This window comes from Nocardia miyunensis NBRC 108239, assembly GCF_001613065.1.
GTDB classification, from domain to species: Bacteria; Actinomycetota; Actinomycetes; order Mycobacteriales; family Mycobacteriaceae; genus Nocardia; species Nocardia miyunensis.
This window is the reverse complement of record NZ_BDBQ01000054.1, coordinates 90,413-113,971: the sequence shown is the minus strand read 5'-3', so window position 1 is coordinate 113,971 and position 23,559 is coordinate 90,413. Positions and strand designations below refer to the sequence as shown.

Sequence of the window (23,559 nt, the reverse complement as noted above, 5' to 3'; positions counted from 1 at the left end):
AAAAGATAGTCCGGGAGCCCCGCGGAACCCCGCACGTAGGAGATCGTGAACGCCACCCACCTGATGCTGCCGTCTATCCCGACCAACCGGCGGTGCAGCTTCGCTATGCCCTCCCGCGCCCGGACCAAGCCGTCGAACACCACCGTGTCGATCTCGTCCTGGTCGTCGGGGTGGACGAAACGATAGATCGAGATCCCTTGCAACTGCTCCACCGGAACACCGATCATGTCGGCCAGACTGTGGTTGGCATAGAGAAGAGTGCCGTCTGTGTCACCGATCGCCATCGCCATCGCGGCATTGTCTAACACGCATCGAAATGTCTCGTCCGGCAGAACGGACGCTTTTTGTTCCGACCGGCGATGTTCGCACCTCGTGTGATGGTGCACCAGGCGGCACAGTTCCTCTGTCACAGCATTCGAGCCTTTCATCGAGGTCCTGCACGCGGCGATACAGATTCGACCTCGTTGGGGGAGTCGCTGGTGGCATGAAGGTGGTGTGGTGGTCGCCGAATCGTTCGTAGCGCCAGCCAGAGCGCTGTGCACGAACTTCAGATGCGGCTGCCCAGAAGGCGTGGCCCGAGAGAATGCTCGCCCAGGCCACGCCAGACTGCGGTACAGCACGCGGTCCGCGGCTTGGGCTACCGCTGACCGCGGGATGGAGCGCCCCGGGAGAGCGCCTGGAGCAGGGCGATCGTATGGCTGACATGCCGTGCGGCAACGCGATTCGGTGCTGCAGCAGCCGAGTTGTTATGTCCTACCGAACAGTTCGTACCGTCATGTGACTTGTCGGGCCTGACTCGTGTGGGGATGCGAGCTCAACCGTGAACGATGGAGGTCGCCGAAAGCACCTGGTGAACCCGATGTTTCGTCGTCACGATCCTATGGTCGGTTACGGTCGGTGGCCACGAGGAGCGGCCGTGCTCGTAGATGCTGAACGGGACCTGCCAGGCGACCGTCCCGTCGCTGCGGGGACGGGGGCGTGGGGTGGGCATCTGTTACCTCCGGTTGGGTATCAGCCGACATCCCCTGAGATGTGCTGTTACCGGACCGCTGGTAACGAGCGTTGACGTGAACGGAGACAGTCTAACTACCCTGCCTCTGACATGCAGATATCTGAGTGGAGCTAAGGGGGACTCGAACCCCTTAGCTCCCACTGAACCGATCGGTTCATCGTGGGATCGAGGTCTCGATCGCAGCGGGTGGATTTGCCTGTTCGACACATCAAGCTCATCGTTCGGCGGCGACTGCTGTGGTCGGTGGCCAGTGCTGGGGTTGGACGTTGGCCGGTTTTTGGGTGTGGTCCTCGTCCCAGTCGAATACTGGTTTCGGTGGGCCCCACTGCTGTGGGCCGGCGAACGAGACGGTCTCGCCTCCGAAATCGGCCCGTTCGAACCTGGTCTCCCCGGCGAACGCGATGCCTTCGAAGCCGGCGTCGCCGGAGAACGTCGCCCCCATGAACCATGCTTCGCCGAGGAATCTGGCGCCGACGAACCCGGCGCTGCCGCCGAAAGTGGCGTCGCCGAACCAGCTGGTACCGGAAAACGTCGTGCCGCCGAAGTCGGCAGTGCTCGAGAACGTGACGTGCTCGAATCGGGCATTGCCGGAGAATGTCGCAGCGCTGAACCAGGCGGCGTCGGCGAACGTCGCGTGCATGAACCAAGCCTCGCCGGAGAACGTGACGTGCCTGAACCGGACGACGCCTGAGAATGTGGTGCCCTCGAATTTGGCCTCGCCGGGAAACGCGGCGTGCTGGAACCGGGTGTCCCCGGAGAACGTCGCGCGGTTGAACCAGGCGACGTCGGAGAACGTCGCGCTCACGAACCCGGCGCCGCCGGAGAAGGTGGCACCACCGAACCGGGCGACGTCGGAGAAGGTGGCGTTTTCGAATTGAGCGGCGCTGGCGAACGTGGCGTCCTCGAACAATGCCTTGCCGGCGAATGTGGCGTGCCCGAACTGGGCGGCGTCGCGGAAACTGGCGCGTCCGAACCGTGCGTCCTCGGCGAACGTGGCCTCCGCGAACAGGGCGGTGCCGTAGAAGGTCGCGCCCTCGAACCGAGCGGAGCCGCCGAACCGCGCGGCGGTGAAGTCCGCGTTCTCGAGGTTGGCGGTACGGAGGTCGAAATCACTTGCGGACCAGCTGTATTCGGCGTCGAAACGCAGGTGGTCCGCGATCATGCGGACGATGGTGGCTCGGACTTCGCGGTCGTTGTGCCGGTACTCGAAGTGCCGCTCCTTCTCGGGGCCTGCCGGTTCCGAAGCCGGGTACTTCAGAATCTCCTTGGTCATGTCGTTGGCGCCGACGTCGGATGTGTAGGGCAGGCGCAGGTATGCGCAAAGGACGTCGATGCATTGCTGGCGGCGTAGCCCGGCCGATTCGTCGGCGACGCCCGCCAGCGCGTACACCCCGGCGAGGCGGACCGCGACGTCGCTGTCGCCGAGTTGCGCGGCCGCGGCGCCGAACCGTTCCACGAACCGGCCCTGCTCGAGGTCACGCTGGCGGCGGTAGGCCACGACCAGGGCCACGATGCCGCCCACTCCGGCGACCACGGTGAGCGCGAGCTTGGTGACATCGATCGGTGCCGCCTGTGCCGAACTGGTCGCGATGAGTCCGTGCAGAGCCCAGTAGGAGCCGGCAGCGAGGACGGCGCCGAAGCCGAGCGCGGTGACGATCGCGGGAAACAGTCCTACACGGTTCAGGTAACGAGCAACTCGCGTCATGTACTTGGTCGTCCGCGTGCCGTATCGGCCCATCCTCCCCAACATCGGTCGATTCTCTCCGAAGGATCCACCGACGCAATCCGTTTCGAGGAAGTGCGGGGTTGAAAGCTCACGGCACGAACCTCGGTTCCCCGATCGGTGAGGGCACATCGTGTCGTGATCGGCCGGCGCGGCCACTGACGGTGCCGCGCGGACTGCGGTCAGCGGTCGTTTCGGATCGTCCGGAGATTCAGCGAATCGGGTCGGGACCATCGTCGGATTCATCGCTTCCCTCGGTGATCCAGGCTGCGACCTGGGCGCGGGAGGTGAATCCGAGTTTGCTGAGGATGTGCTCGACGTGGCCCTGGGCGGTCCGTAGGGAGATCACCAGTTCGGTGGCTATCTGCTTGTTGGTGAGGCCTCGGGCGATGAGGTTCGCGACCTGCTGCTCGCGCTTGGTCAGAGGTGTCGACGGGCCCGGTTCGGGCGGTGCGGCGGCGGGCCGCTCGCCGAGTGCATAGGCTATGGCTTCGCTCATGTCCATCGCGCGGCCGCGCCGAATGGCCGAATCGTATCGGCGTTCTCCCAGGGCGGCGCGCGCGAGCCGGACACATTCCTCGTGATTGCGCGGCACCAGCGGCAGGGTCGCCACGGTGCCCATGGACCGGTCTATCTCTTGCACGGCTCCCAGCAGGATGGCCGCGCGCTCGGCATCACCGTCGGCTCGGGCGATCCATGCCAGCGCCTCGAGATCCGCCGCGGTGATGAGCGGGCTGCGGATTCGCCCGTTGACGCGAAGCGAATTTTCGAGCAACTCCACTGCCCGGGACCGCCCGCCCTGTGCCCACTCGGAAACGCCCATGGCCCACAACGCCGACGACTGGAAGAGCGTCTCGCCGCACGCCTCGGTGATCGGCACTACTTTCTCGTAGCACTCGATCGCGCGCTTGTGATCATCGGTCAGTTCATGCACCCAACCGAGCAGGATCGAACAGGCGATGTACAGCGTTTCCTGCCGGTTCGAGCCGAGCAGCTCGATGGTGCGTTCGAAGTAGCGGGACGCGAGGGCGTGCTCATGGCGATAAAGCGCCACGTGGCCCTCGGCGTAAGCGGTCAGCGCCTGGTTCATCGGAGTGGGAGCCTGTTCGGTGAGCACACGCGCTTGCCGCGCGAGGTCGGCCGCGGTCGGCAGATCGCTCTGCATGGACGCCAGAACGCAGCCCGCGTTCAGCGCCTTGACGCGGTCCGGTACCGGCCCTTGGGCAGGGTGCGCGATCGCGCGTTCTATCCAGCGTCGGAATTCGCTGTACAGACCCCGGAAGATCGAGAACCACAGCAGTGCGGCGGCGGTCCGCAGCCTGGCTCCGGCTGCCTCCTCGCTGTCCTGCGCCAGGCTGTACTCGAACGCGTCGCGCAGGTTCGCGAGTTCGCGCTCGAGCCTGGCGATCCAGTAGGGCTGCCGGTCGCTCATCCACTCGGCCTCCGCGTCGAGGACCAACCGCTGATACCACTCGCAGTGCCGGCGCCGCCACCGCTGGTCCTGGTTGGACTCTTGAAGCTTGTCCCGGCCGTAGTCGCGCACTGTGTCGAGCATGCGGAACCGCACCACGGTGCGGGATTCCTCGCGGATCACGACCGACTTGTCGACCAGTGAGGACAGCGCGTCGAGGGGAGCGCCGGGAGTCAGGCCCGCACCGCAGATCTGTTCGGCGGCGTCGAGTTCGAAGCGACCGCTGAAGACCGAAAGCCGGGCCCACAGTTGTTGCTCGACGGGAGTACACAGCTGGTAGCTCCAGTCGATGCACCAGCGCAAGGTCTGCTGGCGGTGCGGTGCGGTGCGGCTGGCGCGGGTGAGCAACGAGTAGCGGTCGTCGAGGCGTTGCAGAATCTGTTCGGGCGACATCGTGCGCATGCGCGCGGCGGCGAGTTCGATCGCCAGTGGCAGCCCGTCGAGCCGGGCGCAGATGCGGGCGATGGTGGATTTGTTGTCGTCGGTTGGCTCGAACCCTGGCACGACCGCGGCCGCGCGCTCGGTGAACAGCGTGACCGCGTCGTAGCGCGGCAGGCTCCGCGGCGACGGCTTGCGGTCGGTGGCCGGAGCAGTCAGCGGCGACACCCGCAGCACCGATTCACCGGCGATGTCGAGTGGTTCGCGGCTGGTAGCCAGGACACGCAGGTCCGGACAGTCCTGCAGCAGGGTCTCGACCAGTGCGGCCACGGCCGCCACCACCTGTTCGCAGTTGTCCAATACCAGCAGCGACTGTCTGGTGGACAGGTACTCGACGACCACCTCCTGTAGCGATCGGGATGGTTCGTCGCGCAGTCCGAGCGTGACTGCGACCACATCGACCAGCAGCGACGGGTCGGACACGTCGGCGAACTCGACGAACCACACGCCGTCGGCGAACTCCCGGCGCGCGGCCGTCGCGACCCGCAGCGCCAGCCGGGTCTTGCCGACCCCGCCGACCCCGGCCAACGTGAGCAACCGGGTCGAGGTGAGCAGATTCCTCGCCTCTGCCACCTCGGTGCGGCGGTTGATGAAACTGGTCAACTCCAGCGGCAGGCTGCCGGCGCTCTGTGCCCGTGCTGCCGGAGGCGGTGGCGACCAATTGCGCGCGGCGGGCTTGCGGTCCCGGCGCTCGCGAGGTTCGGTGTGCAGTGCCATGGCGTCGACCGCGAATCCGTGGTGGCGTTGGGCCTGCCGGATCGTCTCGCCCAGGGCCGCGGCCGTGGGCCGACCAGCGGGAGCGCGGGTCATCGCGGTCGCCACTAGCGCGGCCACGTCGTCGTCGATGCTGCTCTCGCGTAGATCCGGCACCGGCTGGCTGGTGATCCGCAGGAATTGGGTGACCACGTTCTCGCCGCTGCGCCGTTCGAAGGCCGCGTGGCCGGTCAACGCGCAGAACAGGGTCGCGCCCAGGCCGTAGACGTCCGCGGCGGCGGTGGGCGTCTCGCCCTCGAGCACCTCGGGGGCGGTGAAGGCCGGCGAGCCGGTCAACATGCCCGCGTCCGTCTGGAAGCCCCCGGGGATGCGCGCGATGCCGAAGTCGGTCAGCGCGGGTTCGCCGTAATCGGTGAGCAGGATGTTTCCCGGCTTCACGTCGCGATGCACGATGCCGAGGTGGTGGACGGTATCCAGCGCCCCGGCGATCTTGACCCCGATCCACAACGCGGTCTCCGTCGGCAGCGGACCGTTCTTGCGGATCCGTGCCTCGAGTGAGTCCAGCGGGTGATACGGCATCACCAGATAGGGCCGTCCGCCGGCCGTGACTCCCACCTGCAGCACGGTGACGATGTTCGGGTGCCCGGTCAGCTGGCCCATCGCCTGCTGCTCCCGGAAGAACCGGGCGCGATTGGTCGCGTCGAGCTCGGCGGTCAGGATCTTCACCGCGACCGTCCGGTCCAGCTCGGCCTGGGTGCAGCGATAGACCACGCCGAAACCGCCTCGCCCGATCTCCTGGGCATCGGTGAACCCGGCCGCGCTCAGTTCGTCTGTGACCGGTGCGGGCAGATCACGCAGGGTCCGGAACGGATCCTCCTGGCTCATCAGCTGCGGGCCGTCTTATCAGCACGTCCGGGCTGGGGCACACGCTTTGGTTTCCATCAATGCCCAGCGTATCCCCAAGTTCCGTCGCGGAGGATCTCGATTCGCTCGCGTACCGGCTCCCGGGTCGGCCGCAGCGGCCGGTTGCTACACCTGGTAGGTCTGTATCCGGGTGACGAGCTCGGTGGCGGACTCGCGGAGCAATTGGGCTGTGCGGTGCTCCCATGTCTCGTCGATCGTGGATTCGGCGCCCGAGACGGACAGGCCCGCGACGAGGTCGGCGTTGGGGACGAGGCAGGCGACACCCATGGCGAGGACACCGATCTCGCTCTCGCCGCGGTTGACCGCGTAGCCCACCCGCCGAATTCGACCGACCTCGGTCAGCAAGGCGTTGACCGAGGATATCGATCTGTCGGTGGGTGATTCCGGGGGATTGCCCGTGTACAGCTCACGCAACTGCTGGTCGGACAGCGTCGCGAGCAACGCTTTACCCGCACTGCTCACATGAGCCGGAAGCGTGCTCCCGGTGCGCAGTGCGGCGCGGATCGTGCGCTGGCTTTCCACGCCGTCGGTGAACAGGACGGTCCGGCCTCGGGGCAGCACGAGATGTGCGGTCATGCCCGTCGATTCGGCCAGCCTGTTGAGGATCGGTCGCGCGAGCGCCCGGATGTCCAGTGTGCGTGCCGCCGTGAGGCCGATATCGATCACGGCGGGCCCGATATGGAAGGAACGGTCGAGCGGGTCCTGGCGTACGAAGTCGTAATAGGTGAGCATGGCCATCAGCCGGTGCGAACTCGAACGCGCGATGCCCAACTCGGCGGCGACGTCATTGAGGGTGAGGCGACCGCGGTCGCGCAACAACAACAGGATGCGCAGGGTGTTGTCGACCGAGGCGATCGGGTACGCGGGCGCGACCCGATCGGACGGTTCGGTCAGTTCGCCCAGACGGTCAGTCCATGTGGTCACGGGTACAGGTTCTCACCTCCGAGGTTGCATCAGAACACCACTGTCGTCTGGCCGTCGCGCATGATGCGGTCTTCGCAGAACGCCTTCACCGCCTTGGCCAGCACCAGTTTCTCGGCATCCGCACCCTTGCGGGCGAGGTCGGCGGTGGTGTCGGTGTGGTCGACCCGGACGACGTCCTGCTCGATGATCGGGCCTTCGTCGAGGTCGGGGGTGACGAAATGAGCGGTCGCGCCGATCAGTTTCACGCCGCGCTTCTTCGCCTTGTGGTAGGGCGCCGCGCCGATGAACGCGGGCAGGAACGAGTGGTGAATGTTGATGACCGGTATACCGATCGCGGAAAGAAAGTCGCCGGACAGGATCTGCATATAGCGTGCGAGAACCAGCAGGTCCACCTCGCCCTTCAGTAATTCCAGCTGTGCCGCTTCGGCCTGTTGCTTATTGCCCTTCTCGACCGGAATGTGGGTGAACGGCACATCGAAACGGTCCGAAACCCAGGCCAGGTCCGCGTGGTTGGACACGACGCGGACCAGTTCCATCGGTAATTCGCCGCGCCGGTGTCGCCACAGTAATTCGAGCAGGCAGTGGTCCAGTTTGGACGCGAACAGCGCCACCCGCTTCGGTATCGCCGCGTCGATGAGCGACCATTCCAGGCCGAAGCGTTCGGTGAGACGACGGTGCAGATCCGCTTCGAGTGCTGCTCGCGCGGTGTCGAGCCCGGCCAGATGGAACACCGCTCGCTGGAAGAATCGGCCGCCTTGCAGTCCGGTCGAATGTTGGTCCAGTGAAACGATATTCGCCCCGTGGCCGGCGAGTATGGCCGATACTTCCGCGACGATCCCCGGTCCGTCCGCACCGAACACGAGAAGCCGGCCTTGGTCACCGGAGTGGTGACATGTTCCGGAGCTGTGGCTTGGCAACGATTCCATGTGCTGTCCTGTTCGGGTGCTCTATCCGTCACCGAGCCGGGCGAGCAGAGCCTGTCGCCACTTCTCGGTCCGCTCGAGTTCATTGAACGTGAAAAGGTGAATTCCGCCGATGTTGAGATCCGGCGAGCACAGGTGCGGCGTCAAGGCTCGCAGCAGTTTGTCGGGGCGGTATCCGCCGGGTCGCATCAGCCGCCAGACCACATTCTGCTGCTTTTGCAGAAAGCGGGCGGACTGCCCGAGTCCGATCCCCGCCGATATCCGTACCAGCTTCTGCTTGCTCACCGGCGCTGGAACACCCACGCGGACTTCGAGTTCGGGATGCGCGCGATGAACTGCGCGCGCCCAGTCCACGGTGGTCTTCTCGTCGAAGCAGATCTGCGTGATGAGTTCGGAGGCCATCGGGGCCTTGTCCGCCAGGGCCGTCCACAGCGCGTCCTCGCCGATGTGCGCATGCCCCTCGGGGTACCCGCCGATTCCGATCGAACGGAATCGGCTGTCCTGCTCGATCACTCGGAGCAGGTCCGCGGCCGCGGTGAACTTTCCCGCTGGAGTCGGCGCGTCACCGCCGATGATGAACAACCGCTCGACGCCCGCGTCGGCGAGTCGCGCGAGCAGGCCGTCGGCGTGCGCACGGTCTTCGATCAGGCGTGCCGCCAGATGTGGCGCCACTCGGTAACCCTGCGTGGACAACCTTGTGGCCAGATCGACGGTCGCGTCGACTCCCTTCGATTCTGTCACTGTGATGGTCAGGGGGACATCTGTCGGCACGTGTTCGAGAACTGCCTCTTCGGTCCTGCGAAACGGCATGATCTCGTAGCTGATATTGCGGAGAACCTTCGACGCCGAACGAGATGTGTGCCTGTGGGGCGGTGGGTTGGTCCGCGTCGTCATCGCGTCCGGTAGTTTTCTCGCGCGTACCGGACGTACGGGGCGGGCTGGACCGTCACCCGAATTTCTCGCTGCGCGTGCGGTTCGACCAGTGGTTTGGTCGAGTTCGGGCTTTCCCCCCAGAGCAGCGTGAGCTCGGTACCGGGGCGGCTGTGCTCGAGATCGATGGTTGCCAGCGACACCATGAGGTGTTCGTTGGCAAGGTATCCGGCATCCATGGAGATGCCGACGAGTTCGCCGTTGTGCAGCACCTGGTCGCTCTGGTGCAAGGCGTAGCGTGCCTTCGGGATCTCGATGTATTTCGCCGGTACACCGGGCCGGTAGAGGGAGCCGATCGCCTCGGTGACGTCGTCGGAGTTCCACACCAGCGTGACCTTCTCGCGCCGGGGGTTCTCCGAGAACCCTTGTAAGGCTTCGCGTCCCACGAAATCGTGGTCGAAGGACGCCAGACGGCCGTACCCGACGTCGTAGGGCGTCACGTAGTAGTCCTCGATGTTCGCGGAGTCCATCGAGCCGCCGAGCGAGCCTGCCGCCGAGAGCGGGAGCCATTCCCGGTACTCCCGCAACTTCTCCCCGGAGAAGATCGCGGGCAGCGGGGCGGGGATCCAGGCCGACTCGAGGTTGGCCGCGGAGTACGCCTTGGCGCCGACGCGGACGAGGCCGAATTCGTCGCCGACCGCGAGGATGGCCTCGCGCACCTTCTCGCCCTCGTCCCACGGGCCGAACAGCTCGAAGCCGGGCTGTCCCGCCATGCCGTGTCGCAGCCCCCGGACCGTGTGTCCACCGATCGTGAAGGTGGCCATGTTGAAGAACTTCACGTCGGGCAAGGGTGCACCGGTGAGTTTTTCCATCAGCGCCGCGGCGGTCGGACCCTGGAGTTCGTAGCGGTAGACACGCGGGGGACCGGATACGCGGTCGAAGGAGTTGTCGTCGCGCTCGGTGGTGGCGTTGTAGTCGCCGATCTCGAGGTTGTATTGCACCCAGTCGAGCACCATGGGGTGGCCGACGAGGTCGAAGTGCTGTTCCTCCAGGTGGAAGAGCACGGCGTCGCCGATCAGATATCCCTCGTGGTTCACCGCGACGTACTGCTTCGCCTTACCGGGGCCGAAGTTCGCGAAGCTGTTGATGGCCAGGTCGGACAGCAGGCGATGGGCGTCGGGCCCGGTGATGTAGAGATCGGTCATGTGGTGTGACTGATCCAGCAGCGCGCAGGCATCTCGCCAGGCGCGTTGCTCGGTGCGCCAGTTGGTGAACTCCGCGGTCACCGGGAAGGTATGGGGGCGGATCGTGGAGTTCCGCAGCAGCGGCACCGCCCCGCCTGCCTGCTGGATTCCCTGTTCCACGCTCGTCTCGGACATCGATGTCACCTCTCGCTGGGGTGTGCGCATCGGCGCTCGGTCGATCCACGGACCGTCGTCCGACCGTCGCCGCAAAGAGTGTCTGTATGACAGACAGCAGGACTGCCATACGGAACATAACACTGCCGATGGCTCGAGCCAATGGGATTGCACTGGATTGCTCTTCGGGTCTGGTGTTCTGCATCACAGGATATTAGTCTGCGTGACAGACGCCACTCGAGGAGGAGTGATAGATGAACACCACAAACAGCCCCGGCAAGGTCGTGTTGGCCAGCTTCATCGGCAGCGTGGTCGAGTGGTACGACTTCAATATCTACGGACTAGCCGCGGCACTGGTGTTCCGGGAACAGTTCTTTCCCAGCTTCTCGCAGGTAGGCGGAACTCTCGCGGCGCTGGCGACCTTCGCGGTGGGGTTCGTGGCTCGGCCGCTCGGCGCACTCGTCATGGGGCACTTCGGCGACCGGGTCGGCCGCAAGAAGATGTTGGTGGTATCGCTACTGACGATGGGCACGGCGACCACCGCGATCGGCTTCCTGCCGACCTTCGCGACGATCGGGGTATGGGCGCCGATCCTGCTCGTCGCCTTGCGATTACTGCAAGGTGTGGGAGTCGGCGGGGAGTGGGGTGGTGCGGTGCTCATCGCGGTCGAGCACGCGCCTCCGAATCGACGCGCGCTCTTCGGTGTGTTTCCCCAGATCGGCATTCCCTCGGGCGCCTTGTTGTCGCAAGCGGTATTCCTGGTGATCGCGGCCGTGCTCCCGGCCGAAGCGTTGCACTCCTGGGGGTGGCGCATCCCCTTCCTGCTGAGTTCGGTGCTGATCGTCATCGGCCTGGTCGTACGCAAATCCATCACGGAGACAGCAGAGTTCGACCAGGCGCAGCAGGCCAGGAAGATCGCTCGTGTCCCGTTCGTCGAACTCCTGCGCGGGTCTCCGCGACAGGTGGTCGCGGGCAGCCTGCTGTCGTTCGCCGGACCGACTCTCGGCACCTTCATCTCGGTGTACATGGTCAGCTACGGAACTCATCGGCTGGGCATGGCGGCCGGCACGATGTTGTGGATCAGCGTGTCGATCAGCGTGCCGTGGATCGCCTTCATGCTCATCGGTGGGCGCATCAGTGACCGGTTCGGGTGCAGGCCGATCTACCTCACCGGTGCGGGTCTGGCGATCGTGCTGGTGCTACCGATGTTCGCCCTGGTGAACACCGCGGTCGTGCCGCTCGTCGCGCTCGGACTGCTGCTCATCGCGGTGGCGAATTCGCTCATCAACGGCGCCCAGCCGGCGATGCTCGCCCGGATGTTCCCCGCGGGGGTGCGATACAGCGGGTCGTCGCTGTGCTATCAGATCGGGTCGATCGTCGGTGGCGGTCTGGTTCCGTTGCTGGCCGAATCGCTGTACGCACGGTTCGGCACCTCGATCGCGGTCGCCGTGCTGATCGGTGGAGTCTGCGCGGTCAGTCTGTTGGCCGTGGCTTCGGCCAGGAACACGGTGCTCGGCGCCGACGCATCGGAGCCGACGGTGCCCGCCACGCGGTCGGAGGCCGGGATCCCGGGTGTTGTGGGAGCAGCCGAGTGAGCCGCGAAAGAGTGCACAGGTGAGCTGGCGTTGAGGTACAGAGCCGGCTGATCCTCCGGATTCGGTTCGGGGCAGTGGGTTGTCGGTGGCGGCGGCTATGGTCACTCGTCATGCAGCCTGCCACCGCGCTCGTCGCTGAGATCGTGGAAGCGATCACGCCGCTCGATTCCCTCGAGCGGCAACACATCGACCGCGCTTGCGCGTGGTTCGCCGGTACCGACGATATTTTCCGCCGGGTCAAACCTGCTGTCCCGCCGCAACATCTGGTTTCCTACGTCGTGCTCGTCGATCCCGAGGAACGTGCCCTGTTCCTCGGGAGGCACCGGCTCGCCGGATTGCACTTGCCGATGGGCGGGCATGTGGAGCCCGGGGAGGATCCGCTCGTCACGGCCAGGCGCGAGGCGGCCGAGGAACTCGGTGTCGATGCCGAGTTCACCGTCGTGGGTGACTGTCCGTTGTTCCTGACCGTGACACAGACTGTCGGGCAAGGCCTTTCGCATACCGACGTCTCGCTCTGGTACGTCATTCGCGGGTCTCGGCAGCGCGAGTATGCCTTGGACCCAAGGGAATTCGATGGTGGAGCGTGGTGGGACATCGATTCGGACGGGATCCCGGAGTCCGACCCGCATCTCGGGCGGTTTCTCACCAAACTTCGTGCCCGCATTGGGGTTTGAGCTCAGTTCGAGCTCGTGGTCTGCCAGGCGGGAAGACGAGTTGGACTGCTGGTGTCGGTTCGGCATGCTGCACAACGGATCTGGCGCGGGTGTGCGGCACAGTTCGTTGGGCTGTGCCGCACCGGGGATGACATCTGTGAACGGTGAACTTCCGGATGGCAGAATGCCGGGGTGGCGAGTCTTATCACTATAGAGGACGTGCGGGCGGCGGCGGAGCGGCTGGCTGGTGTCGCGCTTCGGACTCCGGTGTTCACGTCTCGGATGTTGAACGAGCGGGTTGGGGCCGAGGTGTTCTTGAAGTGTGAGAACCTTCAGAGGGGTGGTGCGTTCAAGTTTCGGGGGGCCTACAACGCGCTTGCCGAGCTGACCTCGGAGCAACTCGCGCGCGGGGTGGTGGCCTGGTCTTCGGGGAACCATGCGCAGGCGGTTGCCTTGGCTGGGCGATTGCTGGGCACCTCAGCGGTCATCGTGATGCCCGAGGACGCTCCTGCTTCGAAAATGGCCGCTGCCAAGGGGTATGGGGCAGAGGTCGTGACGTACGACCGCTACGGCGAGGATCGGACCGCGATCGGTGAAGCCTTGGCCGCTGAGCGTGGACTGACCGTCATCCCGCCGTTCGATCATCCGCGGGTCATGGCGGGGCAGGGGACCGCGGCGCTCGAGCTCGTCGAGGAGGTCGGGCCGCTCGACGCATTTCTCGCACCGGTGGGTGGCGGCGGGTTGATGGCGGGCTGTGCCACCGCCGTGACTTCGCTGTGCCCCGGTGTTCGTGTCATCGGTGTGGAACCTGTCGACGGCGATGACACGAAACGGTCACTCGCGGCCGGTCGGCGAGTTCGGATACCGGTCCCGCGGACCATCGCCGACGCTCAGGCGGCCGATATTCCGGGGGAACTCACCTTCGCCGTGAACCAGAGGTTGGTCGAGGAGATCGCCCTGGTCACGGATGACGAACTGGTGGCGGGCATGTCGTTTCTGTTCGACACGATGAAGATCGTCGCCGAACCGACCGGAGCGGCTGCCGTGGCCGCGCTGCTGTCCGATCGGGTTCGGCTCACCGGGCGACGCATCGGGGTCGTCATCTCCGGCGGCAATATCAGTGCGTCATACTTCGCCGCGCTCGTCGGTGGGCGAGATACACGGGAATCGGACGATTAGATCTATCTGTGGTGCGCGAAATCCGATGTGGAGCAGGAGATTTCGCTGCTGATATCCGTGGCCTTCCTCGGTGAGAGCGCCGTGCTACCGGTGAGCGTAATTGTCCGTCAGGTGCCGGTCTCGAAGAAATCCGCAACAGCCAGTCGGTCGGCGCGGAGTCCGGCGTTCACGCGACCGCGCCGATGATCAATGCGCGACTTCGTCGTCCAGTCGGGCGGTAGGTGACTCCAGGTGCGTAGCTGTTGTAGATCGGGACCCGATTCACTCCTGGCGGCCCGACCTTGCGCCCATCGATACCGGAGCGCAGGCGTTGCCGCTGCGTAGGTCTGCTTCCCGTGTCGCCGGCTCGCCGAGTTGTGAGCTAGATCGTCTCAATATAAAAGTGATGCCAGGCCAGATCAGCGGTCGTGCACTAGTCGGTATATATGCACCTCAATACGGGTTTCTTGGCGAAATTAGCGCCGGAAATTTCGTGAACGACCGATCACATGAGGCGATGTCGGTGACAAGCAGCGATTGACGTCGCGCGTCGTATGACGTAGATCCGCCGTGACAGCACAGTGCGCAGCAGGCGGAGTGAGCTCGCGACGCCGGCCAGTAACCCGCGGATGATCGAGAAAGCGGCGGCCAGCGACGCTGACCTCGTTTTTCTGGACCTGGAGGACGCGTGTGCCCCGCCGGCGAAGGTAGCGTCGCGGAAGTTCATCGTGCCTGCGGCAGTCTGGAACCCTCCAGGGATATGGGCGAGCCCGAAGTCGGTCAACGCCGGTTCCCCGTATTCGGTCAGCAGTATGTTGGCCGGCTTCACATCCCGGTGCACGACGCCGAGCTCATGCGCGCTCTCGAGCGCACCGGCGATTTTCACTCCGATCGACAAGGTGTTTTCCACGGTGAGTGGGCCGTGTGTACGGAGCCAGGCATCGAGGGAGTCCAACGCGTGGTACGGCATTACCAAATAGGGCTGTCCACCGCCGGTGACGCCTGCCTGCAAGGCAGTGACGATGTTCGGATGCCCGGTCAACCGGCCCATCGCCCGTTGTTCCCGGACGAACCGCGCCTTGTTGTCGGCGTCCAATTCCGCGGTCAAGACCTTCACCGCCACCGTCCGGTCCAACTCCGGTTGCCGGCACCGAAACACGACCGCGAAACCACCACGCCCGATCTCGGTCGCATCTTCGAAACCGGCCGTGCTCAACTCCGCCGTGATGGGCGTGGTCACTTCACGGCGGGTTCGCAGTGGATCATCATCGGTCATCTCTGTGCACAGCCCAACCGGTCTCATTCCGGTCGACAGACACTCTGTACTCACCCTTTCGCCGAAGCCAGCCTATCGTGAGGGCATCAGTGGAGGTGCTCGAACATGTTCGTCGTTTCGGGATGTCGACTCGGGCGGGACATGCCGTACCGGGCGGGTCGCGTCGGCCGTGATTTTGCCGCAGCCGAATGGCCCACTGCGGAGAAGACATCGGCTGTCGAACAACTCGGGATGCGTGGGCGTTTACGCGGCGACTCGGTGTGATCCCGTGGTTGCCCTCGGCGTATGCCGTTCGCTGCCTTCCTCTGCTACTGGAACCGGACGCGTGAATTCGACGCAGACGATTTCGTCGGTGACGATGCGTCCGAGGACGGGACGGATTCGATCGACGCCGTGAGCTAACCCAGGGTCGCACACTGGCTGCATGTCACCGATCCAGGTTCCGAGGACGGTCTGCGTACCGGAAGCTGCCGGTATCCACTATCGTATAGTTCTTATCTTATAATTGTGTCTCCAGCTTGCTGCTGCTATGTCGTGGCGGTGAGGTGGACGACGGTTTGCGCCATCGCGTGAGGGACCTGTTTTGTCTGCCCTTGTGGCGAGGCGCGTCGACCAATGAGGAAGGACTTGCGGTGGCAGGGCTCGTTGTTTCAGGAAAGCGGCGGGGGTCAGCGATCGGTGGGGTGCGATGACCGACTGGCGGACCAGAGTCGATCCCGAGCTTCTCGTTCTGGCAGAAGGGATCTCGTACATCGACCTTTCCGTTCCCGGGTTCCGGGAATCCTCGCTCGCCGGGGCTGCCGAGCAGGCAGCCCTGGTGGACGAGGCGGGGGTGGTGGTCCGCGACGAACGAATCGGATCCGGCGTGGATTCGCTCGTACCGGTCCGGATCTACCGGCCCGCCGAGCAGGCGCCGGACCCTCGACCGGCGATCCTGCACATGCACGGCGGTGGATTCGTCAGCGGCGGGTTGGATACCGGACATGCACGGCTGGTGGAACTTTCACGCGAGGTGGGCGCGGTCGTCGTATCGGTCGACTACCGGTTGGCGCCGGAGAACCGCTACCCGGGGGCGCTCGAGGATTGCGAGATCGCGTATCGCTGGCTGAGCGAGCATGCGGGCGATCTCGGCGTGGATCCGGAGCGAATCGCACTGCACGGAATCAGCGCCGGCGGCGGGCTGGCCGCCGCGCTCGCCCTGCGGGCCCGGGAGTTGCCTGTTCCGCCACCGCGATTGCAGGTCCTGTCGATGGCTGTGCTCGACGATCGCCAGGGCACGCCCAGCGCCCGTGAATTCGTCGATACGCCGGTGTGGCACAAGGGAAATGCCGCCTACGCGTGGGCGTCGTATCTGGGCCCTGACCGGGTCGGCGCTGCTGGAGTCGATGTGCTCGCCGCGCCGGGGCGCGCGACGGCGGAACAGGTTTCCGGGACATGCCCGGCCCATGTCTGCGTGCTCGAGCTCGACCCGACTCGCGATGAGGGCATCGCCTACGCCCAGACTCTGCTCGCGGCGGGGGTTTCGGTCGAGTTGCGTCTCATCCGCGGGGCATTCCACGCGTTCGCCTCGTTGGCCAGGCAAACGTCGATCGCGCAGCGCCACGATGCCGAGGAGGTTCGGGTGCTGCGTGATGCGCTACTGCGCTGAGTGACACCAGATCCGCGAAAAGGCGCTGCCGGATTCGAAAACCCGGCAGCGCCTTAATATTTCGATTACGCGAGAAGTGAGGTCACTTCGGCTCGGGAGCCTTCTTCTCCACGCTGATCTTGGGATCGATCAGGCCCTCGTCGATGGCCTTGATCATCACGGCCAGCGGCTTGCCCAGGATGCGGGCGATGCGCAGGCCGTTGGCCACGAACCAGAGCTTCTCGTGCCCCGAGTGACGCATCGAGGTCCGTACTTCCCCGCGATCGTCGATGTTCCACACGGTGGCGAGCTGATCGGTGACTTCGTCGCCCAGGATCGGCCGGACGGACTCACGCACGTTGGTGTAGCCGGTGCACAGCACGACGATGTCGGCTTCTTCTTCGGTCCCGTCGCTGTAGACGACACCGGTCGGGGTGAACCGCGCGATCTCGCCGGATTGCATGCGGATCTTTCCATCGATGATGAGCCGGGACGCGCCCTTGTCGATGTAGTAGGAACCGCCGGTCGACGCGATCGGAGTCAGTCCGGCGTCCTCCGGTCCGAAGGTGGTGCGGAAGCCCGCACGATCCAGCCCCTCGAGGAGCTCGCGGTCCGTCTCGGCGATCTTCTTCGTGATCCCCGGGCCGAGCTTGCGCGCCAGCGCTGTGGGGTTGACGCTCGCCAGCAGATCCGCGTCTTCGATGGGGAGATGATCGTGGCTGTAGTACTTGCCGAACTGCATCGGCACCCCGTAGCGCTGCGAGATGAGGTACGTAGCGCTGCGCTGCACCATGGTGATCGCCGACGCCTCGTTCTCGTACGCGTCCTGGGCGATGTCGTGGCCGCTGGATCCGGCGCCGACCACCACGACGCGCTTGCCCTTCGCGATGGCGCCGCCCTCGTAGGCGCTGGAATGTGCTACCACACCCTTGAATTCGGACATGCCCTCGATCTCCGGCGTCTTCGGAAGACCGTTCAGACCGGTCGAGATGACCAGGTGGTTGGAGTTCAGGGTGCGAGCCTCGCCGTCACGGTTCAACTCGACGGTCCAGCGCCCGCTTTCCGCGTCGTAATCGGCGCGGTTGACCACGGTGCTCGTCCACAGGTTGAGTCGCATGTGCTCGACGTACGATTCGAGCCAGTCCGCGAGCAGATCCTTGGACAGGAAGATCGGCCATGCGGGCGGGAAGGGCATGTAGGGGAACTGCACCGCCCATTTCATGTCGTGCAGGAGCAGACCGTTGTACCGCAGGCGCCAGTTGTCGCCCGCGCGTGCGTACGTATCCACCAGAAGCGTCGGCACACCGAGCGTTTCCAGGTAGGCCGCGAGAAACATGCCGGAGTGACCCGCGCCCACGATCAGGACGCTCGGATCGGAATCCCGGAAGGCGCGCCGTTCCTCCTTGATCTCCTCGGCGGTCTTGCGGGTTCCCGGCACCGCGGCGTAGTTGAATTCGGGATGGCTGACGTCCTCGGTGGTCACCTGTTTGAACGGGAAATTCTTCAAACCGGTGAGAACCGTCGAGAGCACCCACGCTCGCCAATCGCCGTCCTCTTCGACGAGCCGGACGACGCCGCGGCCCGTCGCGATATCGGTGGTGAAGGTGTAGACCGCTTCGATATACGTATCGTTCTCGAAGGTGACCGGCCGGGTTTCGTCGAGTGCGATGTCGCGCAGTCCGGTGGCGGGCAGTGCGGTCGTGAGGACCTCGGCGATGTCGTCGGCGCCGTGCATGCCGGTCAGATCCCAAGTGAGCGCGTACATGTCGCGCCACCAGGGGTCCGCTGCGAAGAGGCGGACGATGTCGGCGACATCCTTCTGCTCGGCTGCTCGGCCGAATTCCTCGAGCCAGCCGAGCGCTGCGTCGCGGTAGATCTGAGATGCAGCGTCGGCGGCGGTCGACGCGGTGGCGAGCTGGGTCATGGTATGGCAGCCTCCAGGATTCCGGACTACGCGAGAGTCTGCCTACGGGCCAGATCTCATCGCAGTGATGTCACTACATAATAGTAACATATTTAGAAATAGCAAAGACGGGTTACATCACCGGGTGGAGACGACGGTTGTCTTGAGCTGCGTGTAATGCTGGAGCGATTCGAAACCCTTCTCGCGTCCGAGGCCGCTGGCCTTGTAACCGCCGAAGGGCGTTTCGATGCCGGTCCGGCCGCCGTTGACCATGACCTGCCCGGCGTCGATGCGTGACGCGACCCGCAACGCGCGGCCGATGTCGCGCGTCCACACGCTGGCGACCAACCCGAACTCCGAGTCGTTCGCGAGGTCGATCGCTCCCTGTTCGTCCTCGAAGCGTGAGATGGCGAGCACCGGTCCGAAGATCTCCTCCCGGAAGATCCGCATCTCGGAGGTCACGTCGGCGTACACCGTCGGCTCCACGTATCGTCCCGCGGCCAGGGCGCCTTCCACGGCGTGCCCGCCGGTGACCAGGCGCGCGCCGTCCTTCTCGGCCACGTCGAAGTACTCGAGCACCTTCTCGAACTGGCCCTCGGTGGTCATCGGAGCCAAGCGGTCACCCGGCGTCTTCTCGGCCATCGCCGCACCGACTCGTGCGACGAGTTCGTCGTAGATATCGGTGTGGACCAGCAGCCTGCTCAGCGCGGCACATTGTTGTCCGGCGCCGACCGTCACCGTGAGCGCACTGGTCACGGCCTTGTCGAGATCGGCGTCCTCGAAGACGATGTTCGCCGATTTTCCGCCCAGTTCGAGAATGGCCGGGACCAGCCGATCCGCCGCGACCCGCGCGATGTCCCGGCCGGTCTCGGCCGAGCCGGTGAACGCGATCAGACGCACGTCGGGATGCTCCACCAGGGCCTGGCCGACCTGAGATCCCTTGCCCAGCACCACATTCAGCACGCCGGGCGGGAAGCCGACCTCGGACGCGAGCTGGGCCAGCATGACCGTGGTGCTCGAGGTGAACTCCGCGGGTTTGATGACCACGGTGTTGCCCGCCGCGAGCGCGGCGGAGACGCCACGCGCGGCCTGGGTCAGCGGACCGTTCCAGGGCGTGATCATCCCGACGACGCCGTAGGGTTCGCGGGTGGTGAACGCGTGGTCCTGGGCCCCGAGGCCGATGGTCTCACCGAACAGCGCGCGGACCACGCCGCCGTAGTACTCGAAGTAGTCGGCCGATGTCTGCAGGCCCCCGCGCATCTCGCCGATGAGCTTGCCGGTCTCGGAAACCTCCACCTCGACGAACTCGTCGGATCGCTCCCGCAGGCGTCGTGCCAGCTCGGCGCACAGCCGGCCGCGCTCCACCGGGGCCAGGTCGCGCCATTTCCCGAAGGCCGCCTTGGCCGCGGCGACGGCCTCGTCGACCTGCGCCGCCGTCCCACGCGGTACGCGTGCGACCTCGGCGCGTTCGAGCGGGCCGGTCACGACGGTGATCTGCGCCGTGCCTACCGGTACCGATGCGCCGTTGATCCAGTGCTGAAGTTCTCGTGTCACGCTGCCCTTCCCGCCGCGGCCCCGGTGGGCGCGGTACTGAAATCACTCTCAGCATAATTGTAGGCTCAGTCTATGCTGCATTGGGCATTGAAGTGGCAGTGATCTAATCGTGGAGCGGGTTCAGCACCATGGGTAGTCCCGGCCCGGACGGGCGCGGTCAACTCCTGCTGGATGCGGAGTCCATGGACGTCAGCAGTGCAACGATCTGGGTCCTCGATGAAAAACCCAGCTTGACCAGTATGTTCTCGACATGGGTGTCGACCGTCCGCTTGGAGATCACCAATTCCGCGGCGATGGCGCGGTTGGTCAGGCCGGCGGCGACTCTTTCGGCTATCTCGCGCTCGCGGGGAGTGAGCGGCAGATCGAGCTTCGCCGGGGATACCTCGGCCTTCGGGGCCTGGGTAGCGCGGCTGTCATCGATGGCCGCGGCGATCAAGGCTTCCAGATCGAGCCGTTGTCCCGCCGAGCGCTCCTGTTCGAATACCTGGCCGCCGAGTGCTGTCCGCACGCGGGTCGTGTAGTCCTCGTGCAACCTGCGGAAAGTCGTGAAACCAGCGAGGTAGGGGCCGGTTTCGTCGGCGAGGGTCTCGCTGCCGCCCATCAATCGCGCGGCGCGACGGGCGTCGCCCTCGTAGAGCGCCGTCCAGCCCAGAATCTCGATCGCCCAGATGACTCCCTGATTGTTCCTGGGGCCCTGGACATTACGGGCCAGGCCATCGGTCAGAAACGTCGACGCCGCGTCCAGACGACCGCTCAGCAATGCGTCGAGTCCGAGAAAGACCAGGCTCCACGAGTACAGGAACTCGCCTCCGCCCTCCGCGAAGAGGGAACGGGCCCGTTCCAATATCGATGCCGCCTCCTCTCGGCGTTCGCTGAAGCACAGGGCGAGCCCGAAGGTCAGTAGTGCGAACGCGTAAAAAGGGTTCGGCTCCGGAACGCCATGCTCCAATTTCACGCTGTGCTCGAGATAGTCGAGAGCACTGTCGATTCGACCGGCCAGCAGTTCGGCGAAACCACGAGCATGAGTCGCATTCGCCTCGGCGGCGAGATCACCGATCTCCCGAGCCATCGCGATAGCTCTGTCGAGACTGCGCCTACCCTGCTCGAGCTGGCCGTCGACCACGGTGAGAAAACCCATGACCCATAGCCCTCGGGCGAGCGCAGGTCGCGGCGACCCCGACAGCTCCGCGTCGGCGTTTATCAGCCGTGTGAGCCACATGCCTCCTTCGCTCTCGAAATTGCATGCGGCCCAGAAGGACCACAGTCCGGCGGCGATCCGAAGGCCGGTGTCCAGGAGTTCGGCCGACTCGAGACAGTATTCCAGCGAGATCCTGATATTCGCCTGATTCATTTTGGCCCAACCGAGATGTTTCGATTGATCGTGGCCGGACCAATTGGCCTCCAGATCGGAGGTCATCGCGGCGAAGTACTCCACATGCGCGCGGCGCGCGGCGCTCTCGTCCCCGGCCGATGCCAGCAGTTCGGATCCGTATTGACGAATCGTCTCCAGCATGACGTAGCGGTCGCCGGTGAGCGTCACCAGTGACTTGTCGACCAGTTCGGCGACCAGTGGCTCGACTGCTCCGAGATCCGGACCGCATACCGAGCGGATCGCATCCAGTTCGGCGCCACCGCGAAATATCGACATCCATGCCCACAGCGATCGGGCTCCGGGTGAGCAGAGTTCATAGCTGTAGTCCAGCGATGCCCGCAGAGTGTGCTGGCGGTCCGGGGAACTCCTGCGGTGGGGCGTTACCAGTGCGAGCGGATTCGCCGCGCCGACGGTCAGCTCACTCAGCGGCAACCACCTCATGCTCGCCGCGGCCAACTCGATCGCCAGGGGAAGGCCGTCGAGTCGACGGCACAATTCGACGACCTGGGGCTCGTCTTCGGGACTCAGCACGAAATCCGGCCTGACCGCCGACGCGCGTTCCTTGAAAAGTGCGACAGCATCGAACAATACGGCGCTGCCGGAGGCTACGCGTTCTCCCGCACCGGGTAGGGACAACGGCGGAACGGTGAATATGGCCTCGCCGTCGATACGGAGTCCCTCTCGGCTGGTCATGATGAGCCGGACCTTCGGGCATCTTTCGAGGATCGCCGACGCGATTTCTGCGCACGGTCCGGCGAGGTGTTCGCAGTTGTCCAGGACGAGCAGCAGTTCGAGGTTGTCCAAAAGGGCGAGCAGGTCATCGAGATCGGTCCGGTTGGGACCGACCTTTCCCATGGTGGACATGATCGTGGAGGGGATCAGGTCGGCCTGCGAGAGTTCCGCCAGCGGCACCATCCAGATCCCGTCCGCGAAGGCGCCGCGTGCGCTGTTCGCGATGTGCAGCGCAAGCCGTGTTTTTCCGACACCGCCCGGACCTGTGAGAGTCACCAATCGTGATGTTCGCATGATGCGCCTGATCGCCGCGAGCTCGGCCCGCCGCCCCACCAGACTCGACGTCTCGCCAGGGACGTTGCCTCGTCCTCGTTGAGATCCCTGCCGCATCGGATGATCGCCTCGTCGTCGGTCTGCTGGTCGAACCCAGCGCTATCTGGTCCGCCCGATCGGCGGGCCCGGTTCGCCGAGCCTACCGTCCCGGCAACACCGGCATCCCGGAAACCTTCTCGAACAGTGTGCCGGTGCGGTGATCGGTTCGGTTCGGCGCGACGTTCTCCAGGTCGGATGCCGAATAGAGGGAGTTCGCATCGGTGCTGAAATCATGGTGGTGCTGTGCTGTGAACTCCTCGCCGTCGGTATGGCTGTGATAGCCGGTCGCTATCGGTTTCTGTGGTCCGAGGTGGGGATCGGTTTGGGTGCCTGTCCGTATATGCGCTGGTTCAGGCTGGAAAATGTGCCTCGGTGCTGGTGAAACAGGGGTTGTGGATCGTGCCTCGCGACTTGTCCGGCGTCACATCCGTATCTGTCTCCGTACTTATACGCATGCCGATCGGTCATGTACTGCACATCCTGGAGTACGGAAGCCGACGAACGTCAGGAGCGTGCAACGATGCAGCGTGCAGTACATGGCCGACGGCCGATCGGGCGTCGCGGGAGCGGCTGTTCACTTATCCGTGAACATGTCTCTGTCGAGCGGACGTGCGAATCGCCTGCTCTCGGGCTCTCCGGTGCTCGTCGGATCGCGTCCCTCACCCTCGCGGCCGCTGCGATCATTCCGCCACTGGATCGACCGGTCATAGCCAACGACCGGCGCAGCAGGCAGGCATGGGACGACCTGGTTCTCGCTGCCGCGGAAGGTCTCAAGGTCAGTGCCGGCTCCGACAAGCAGACCATCGATGCCGCACTCGCGCTCCTCGGAACCGGGGAACAGTCGCTTGCGTACAGGCTCCTGCGGCTTGCCGCCGGGATGTGCGTGTGAGACACGTCCGGGGAATCGGTCACTTCTGAGTCGTTCGGGCGGTGGTCCCGCCACTGTCCGGATCTACCCGC

Annotated in this window: 14 protein-coding genes and 1 pseudogene; 4 read left to right on the top strand and 11 right to left on the bottom strand. The window is 65.1% G+C overall.

The window, feature by feature from the left end; genetic code table 11:
* From NM2_RS24185 to NM2_RS24155, 7 genes are all read right to left on the bottom strand, one after another.
* Positions 1-410 (bottom strand): PAS domain S-box protein (locus tag NM2_RS24185; RefSeq protein WP_169816236.1); only part of this gene is annotated, 410 nt, incomplete at its 3' end.
* Positions 411-1,226: 816 nt separating this feature from the next.
* Positions 1,227-2,717 carry a pentapeptide repeat-containing protein gene (locus NM2_RS24180; RefSeq protein ID WP_067673143.1) on the bottom strand — a complete coding sequence of 497 codons (1,491 nt, stop codon included), beginning with the start codon at positions 2,715-2,717 and terminating at the stop codon, positions 1,227-1,229.
* A gap of 229 nt (positions 2,718-2,946) precedes the next feature.
* Positions 2,947-6,243 carry a protein kinase domain-containing protein gene (locus NM2_RS24175; RefSeq protein ID WP_067673115.1) on the bottom strand — a complete coding sequence of 1,099 codons (3,297 nt, stop codon included), beginning with the start codon at positions 6,241-6,243 and terminating at the stop codon, positions 2,947-2,949.
* 144 nt (positions 6,244-6,387) lie between these two features.
* The gene (locus NM2_RS24170) at positions 6,388-7,206 is read right to left on the bottom strand and encodes an IclR family transcriptional regulator (protein WP_084531501.1); all 819 of its coding nucleotides are present in this window, start codon (positions 7,204-7,206) and stop codon (positions 6,388-6,390) included.
* A 29-nt stretch (positions 7,207-7,235) separates the two neighbouring features.
* Complete coding sequence (gene purU, locus NM2_RS24165) at positions 7,236-8,132, bottom strand: formyltetrahydrofolate deformylase (protein WP_067673113.1); 897 nt, start codon at positions 8,130-8,132, stop codon at positions 7,236-7,238.
* 21 nt (positions 8,133-8,153) lie between these two features.
* Complete coding sequence (locus NM2_RS24160) at positions 8,154-8,939, bottom strand: methylenetetrahydrofolate reductase (RefSeq protein ID WP_157121279.1); 786 nt, start codon at positions 8,937-8,939, stop codon at positions 8,154-8,156.
* A gap of 80 nt (positions 8,940-9,019) precedes the next feature.
* Positions 9,020-10,378, bottom strand: a complete 1,359-nt coding sequence (locus NM2_RS24155) for a glycine cleavage system protein T (protein WP_067673139.1) — start codon at positions 10,376-10,378, stop codon at positions 9,020-9,022.
* A gap of 233 nt (positions 10,379-10,611) precedes the next feature.
* Between NM2_RS24155 and NM2_RS24150 the strand changes: the two genes are divergently transcribed.
* The 3 genes from NM2_RS24150 to NM2_RS24140 all read left to right on the top strand — a co-directional run bounded on the left by NM2_RS24150 (position 10,612) and on the right by NM2_RS24140 (position 13,784).
* Positions 10,612-11,952, top strand: coding sequence for an MFS transporter (locus tag NM2_RS24150; RefSeq protein WP_067673109.1), 1,341 nt, complete (start codon positions 10,612-10,614; stop codon positions 11,950-11,952).
* Between the two features lie 110 nt (positions 11,953-12,062).
* Positions 12,063-12,626 (top strand): NUDIX domain-containing protein, encoded by a 564-nt coding sequence (locus NM2_RS53040; RefSeq protein WP_067673107.1) that lies wholly within the window; start codon positions 12,063-12,065, stop codon positions 12,624-12,626.
* Between the two features lie 171 nt (positions 12,627-12,797).
* On the top strand, positions 12,798-13,784 hold the full coding sequence (locus NM2_RS24140) for a pyridoxal-phosphate dependent enzyme (protein WP_067673105.1): 987 nt from the start codon (positions 12,798-12,800) through the stop codon (positions 13,782-13,784).
* A gap of 703 nt (positions 13,785-14,487) precedes the next feature.
* Here the strand turns inward: NM2_RS24140 and NM2_RS24135 are convergent.
* Positions 14,488-15,039: pseudogene (locus tag NM2_RS24135) on the bottom strand (serine/threonine-protein kinase); the annotation flags it as partial.
* A 688-nt stretch (positions 15,040-15,727) separates the two neighbouring features.
* Here NM2_RS24135 and NM2_RS24130 point away from each other — a divergent pair.
* Positions 15,728-16,687 carry an alpha/beta hydrolase gene (locus tag NM2_RS24130; RefSeq protein WP_067673101.1) on the top strand — a complete coding sequence of 320 codons (960 nt, stop codon included), beginning with the start codon at positions 15,728-15,730 and terminating at the stop codon, positions 16,685-16,687.
* An 82-nt stretch (positions 16,688-16,769) separates the two neighbouring features.
* Here NM2_RS24130 and NM2_RS24125 read toward each other — a convergent pair whose 3' ends face one another.
* The 3 genes from NM2_RS24125 to NM2_RS24115 all read right to left on the bottom strand — a co-directional run bounded on the left by NM2_RS24125 (position 16,770) and on the right by NM2_RS24115 (position 22,503).
* On the bottom strand, positions 16,770-18,590 hold the full coding sequence (locus NM2_RS24125) for a flavin-containing monooxygenase (RefSeq protein WP_067673099.1): 1,821 nt from the start codon (positions 18,588-18,590) through the stop codon (positions 16,770-16,772).
* Positions 18,591-18,707: 117 nt separating this feature from the next.
* On the bottom strand, positions 18,708-20,123 hold the full coding sequence (locus tag NM2_RS24120) for an aldehyde dehydrogenase family protein (RefSeq protein WP_067673097.1): 1,416 nt from the start codon (positions 20,121-20,123) through the stop codon (positions 18,708-18,710).
* A gap of 157 nt (positions 20,124-20,280) precedes the next feature.
* Positions 20,281-22,503 (bottom strand): LuxR C-terminal-related transcriptional regulator, encoded by a 2,223-nt coding sequence (locus NM2_RS24115; RefSeq protein ID WP_169816235.1) that lies wholly within the window; start codon positions 22,501-22,503, stop codon positions 20,281-20,283.
* Positions 22,504-23,559 lie beyond the last annotated feature (1,056 nt).

What these genes read in the sequence shown, in the direction of transcription:
- NM2_RS24160 (WP_157121279.1), bottom strand. Translation starts at nt 8,939, where the DNA reads ATGCCGTTTCGCAGGACCGAAGAGGCAGTTCTCGAACACGTGCCGACA.
- purU (WP_067673113.1), bottom strand. Translation starts at nt 8,132, where the DNA reads ATGGAATCGTTGCCAAGCCACAGCTCCGGAACATGTCACCACTCCGGT.
- NM2_RS24180 (WP_067673143.1), bottom strand. Translation starts at nt 2,717, where the DNA reads ATGACGCGAGTTGCTCGTTACCTGAACCGTGTAGGACTGTTTCCCGCG.
- NM2_RS53040 (WP_067673107.1), top strand. Translation starts at nt 12,063, where the DNA reads ATGCAGCCTGCCACCGCGCTCGTCGCTGAGATCGTGGAAGCGATCACG.
- NM2_RS24125 (WP_067673099.1), bottom strand. Translation starts at nt 18,590, where the DNA reads ATGACCCAGCTCGCCACCGCGTCGACCGCCGCCGACGCTGCATCTCAG.
- NM2_RS24155 (WP_067673139.1), bottom strand. Translation starts at nt 10,378, where the DNA reads ATGTCCGAGACGAGCGTGGAACAGGGAATCCAGCAGGCAGGCGGGGCG.
- NM2_RS24150 (WP_067673109.1), top strand. Translation starts at nt 10,612, where the DNA reads ATGAACACCACAAACAGCCCCGGCAAGGTCGTGTTGGCCAGCTTCATC.
- NM2_RS24130 (WP_067673101.1), top strand. Translation starts at nt 15,728, where the DNA reads ATGACCGACTGGCGGACCAGAGTCGATCCCGAGCTTCTCGTTCTGGCA.
- NM2_RS24175 (WP_067673115.1), bottom strand. Translation starts at nt 6,243, where the DNA reads ATGAGCCAGGAGGATCCGTTCCGGACCCTGCGTGATCTGCCCGCACCG.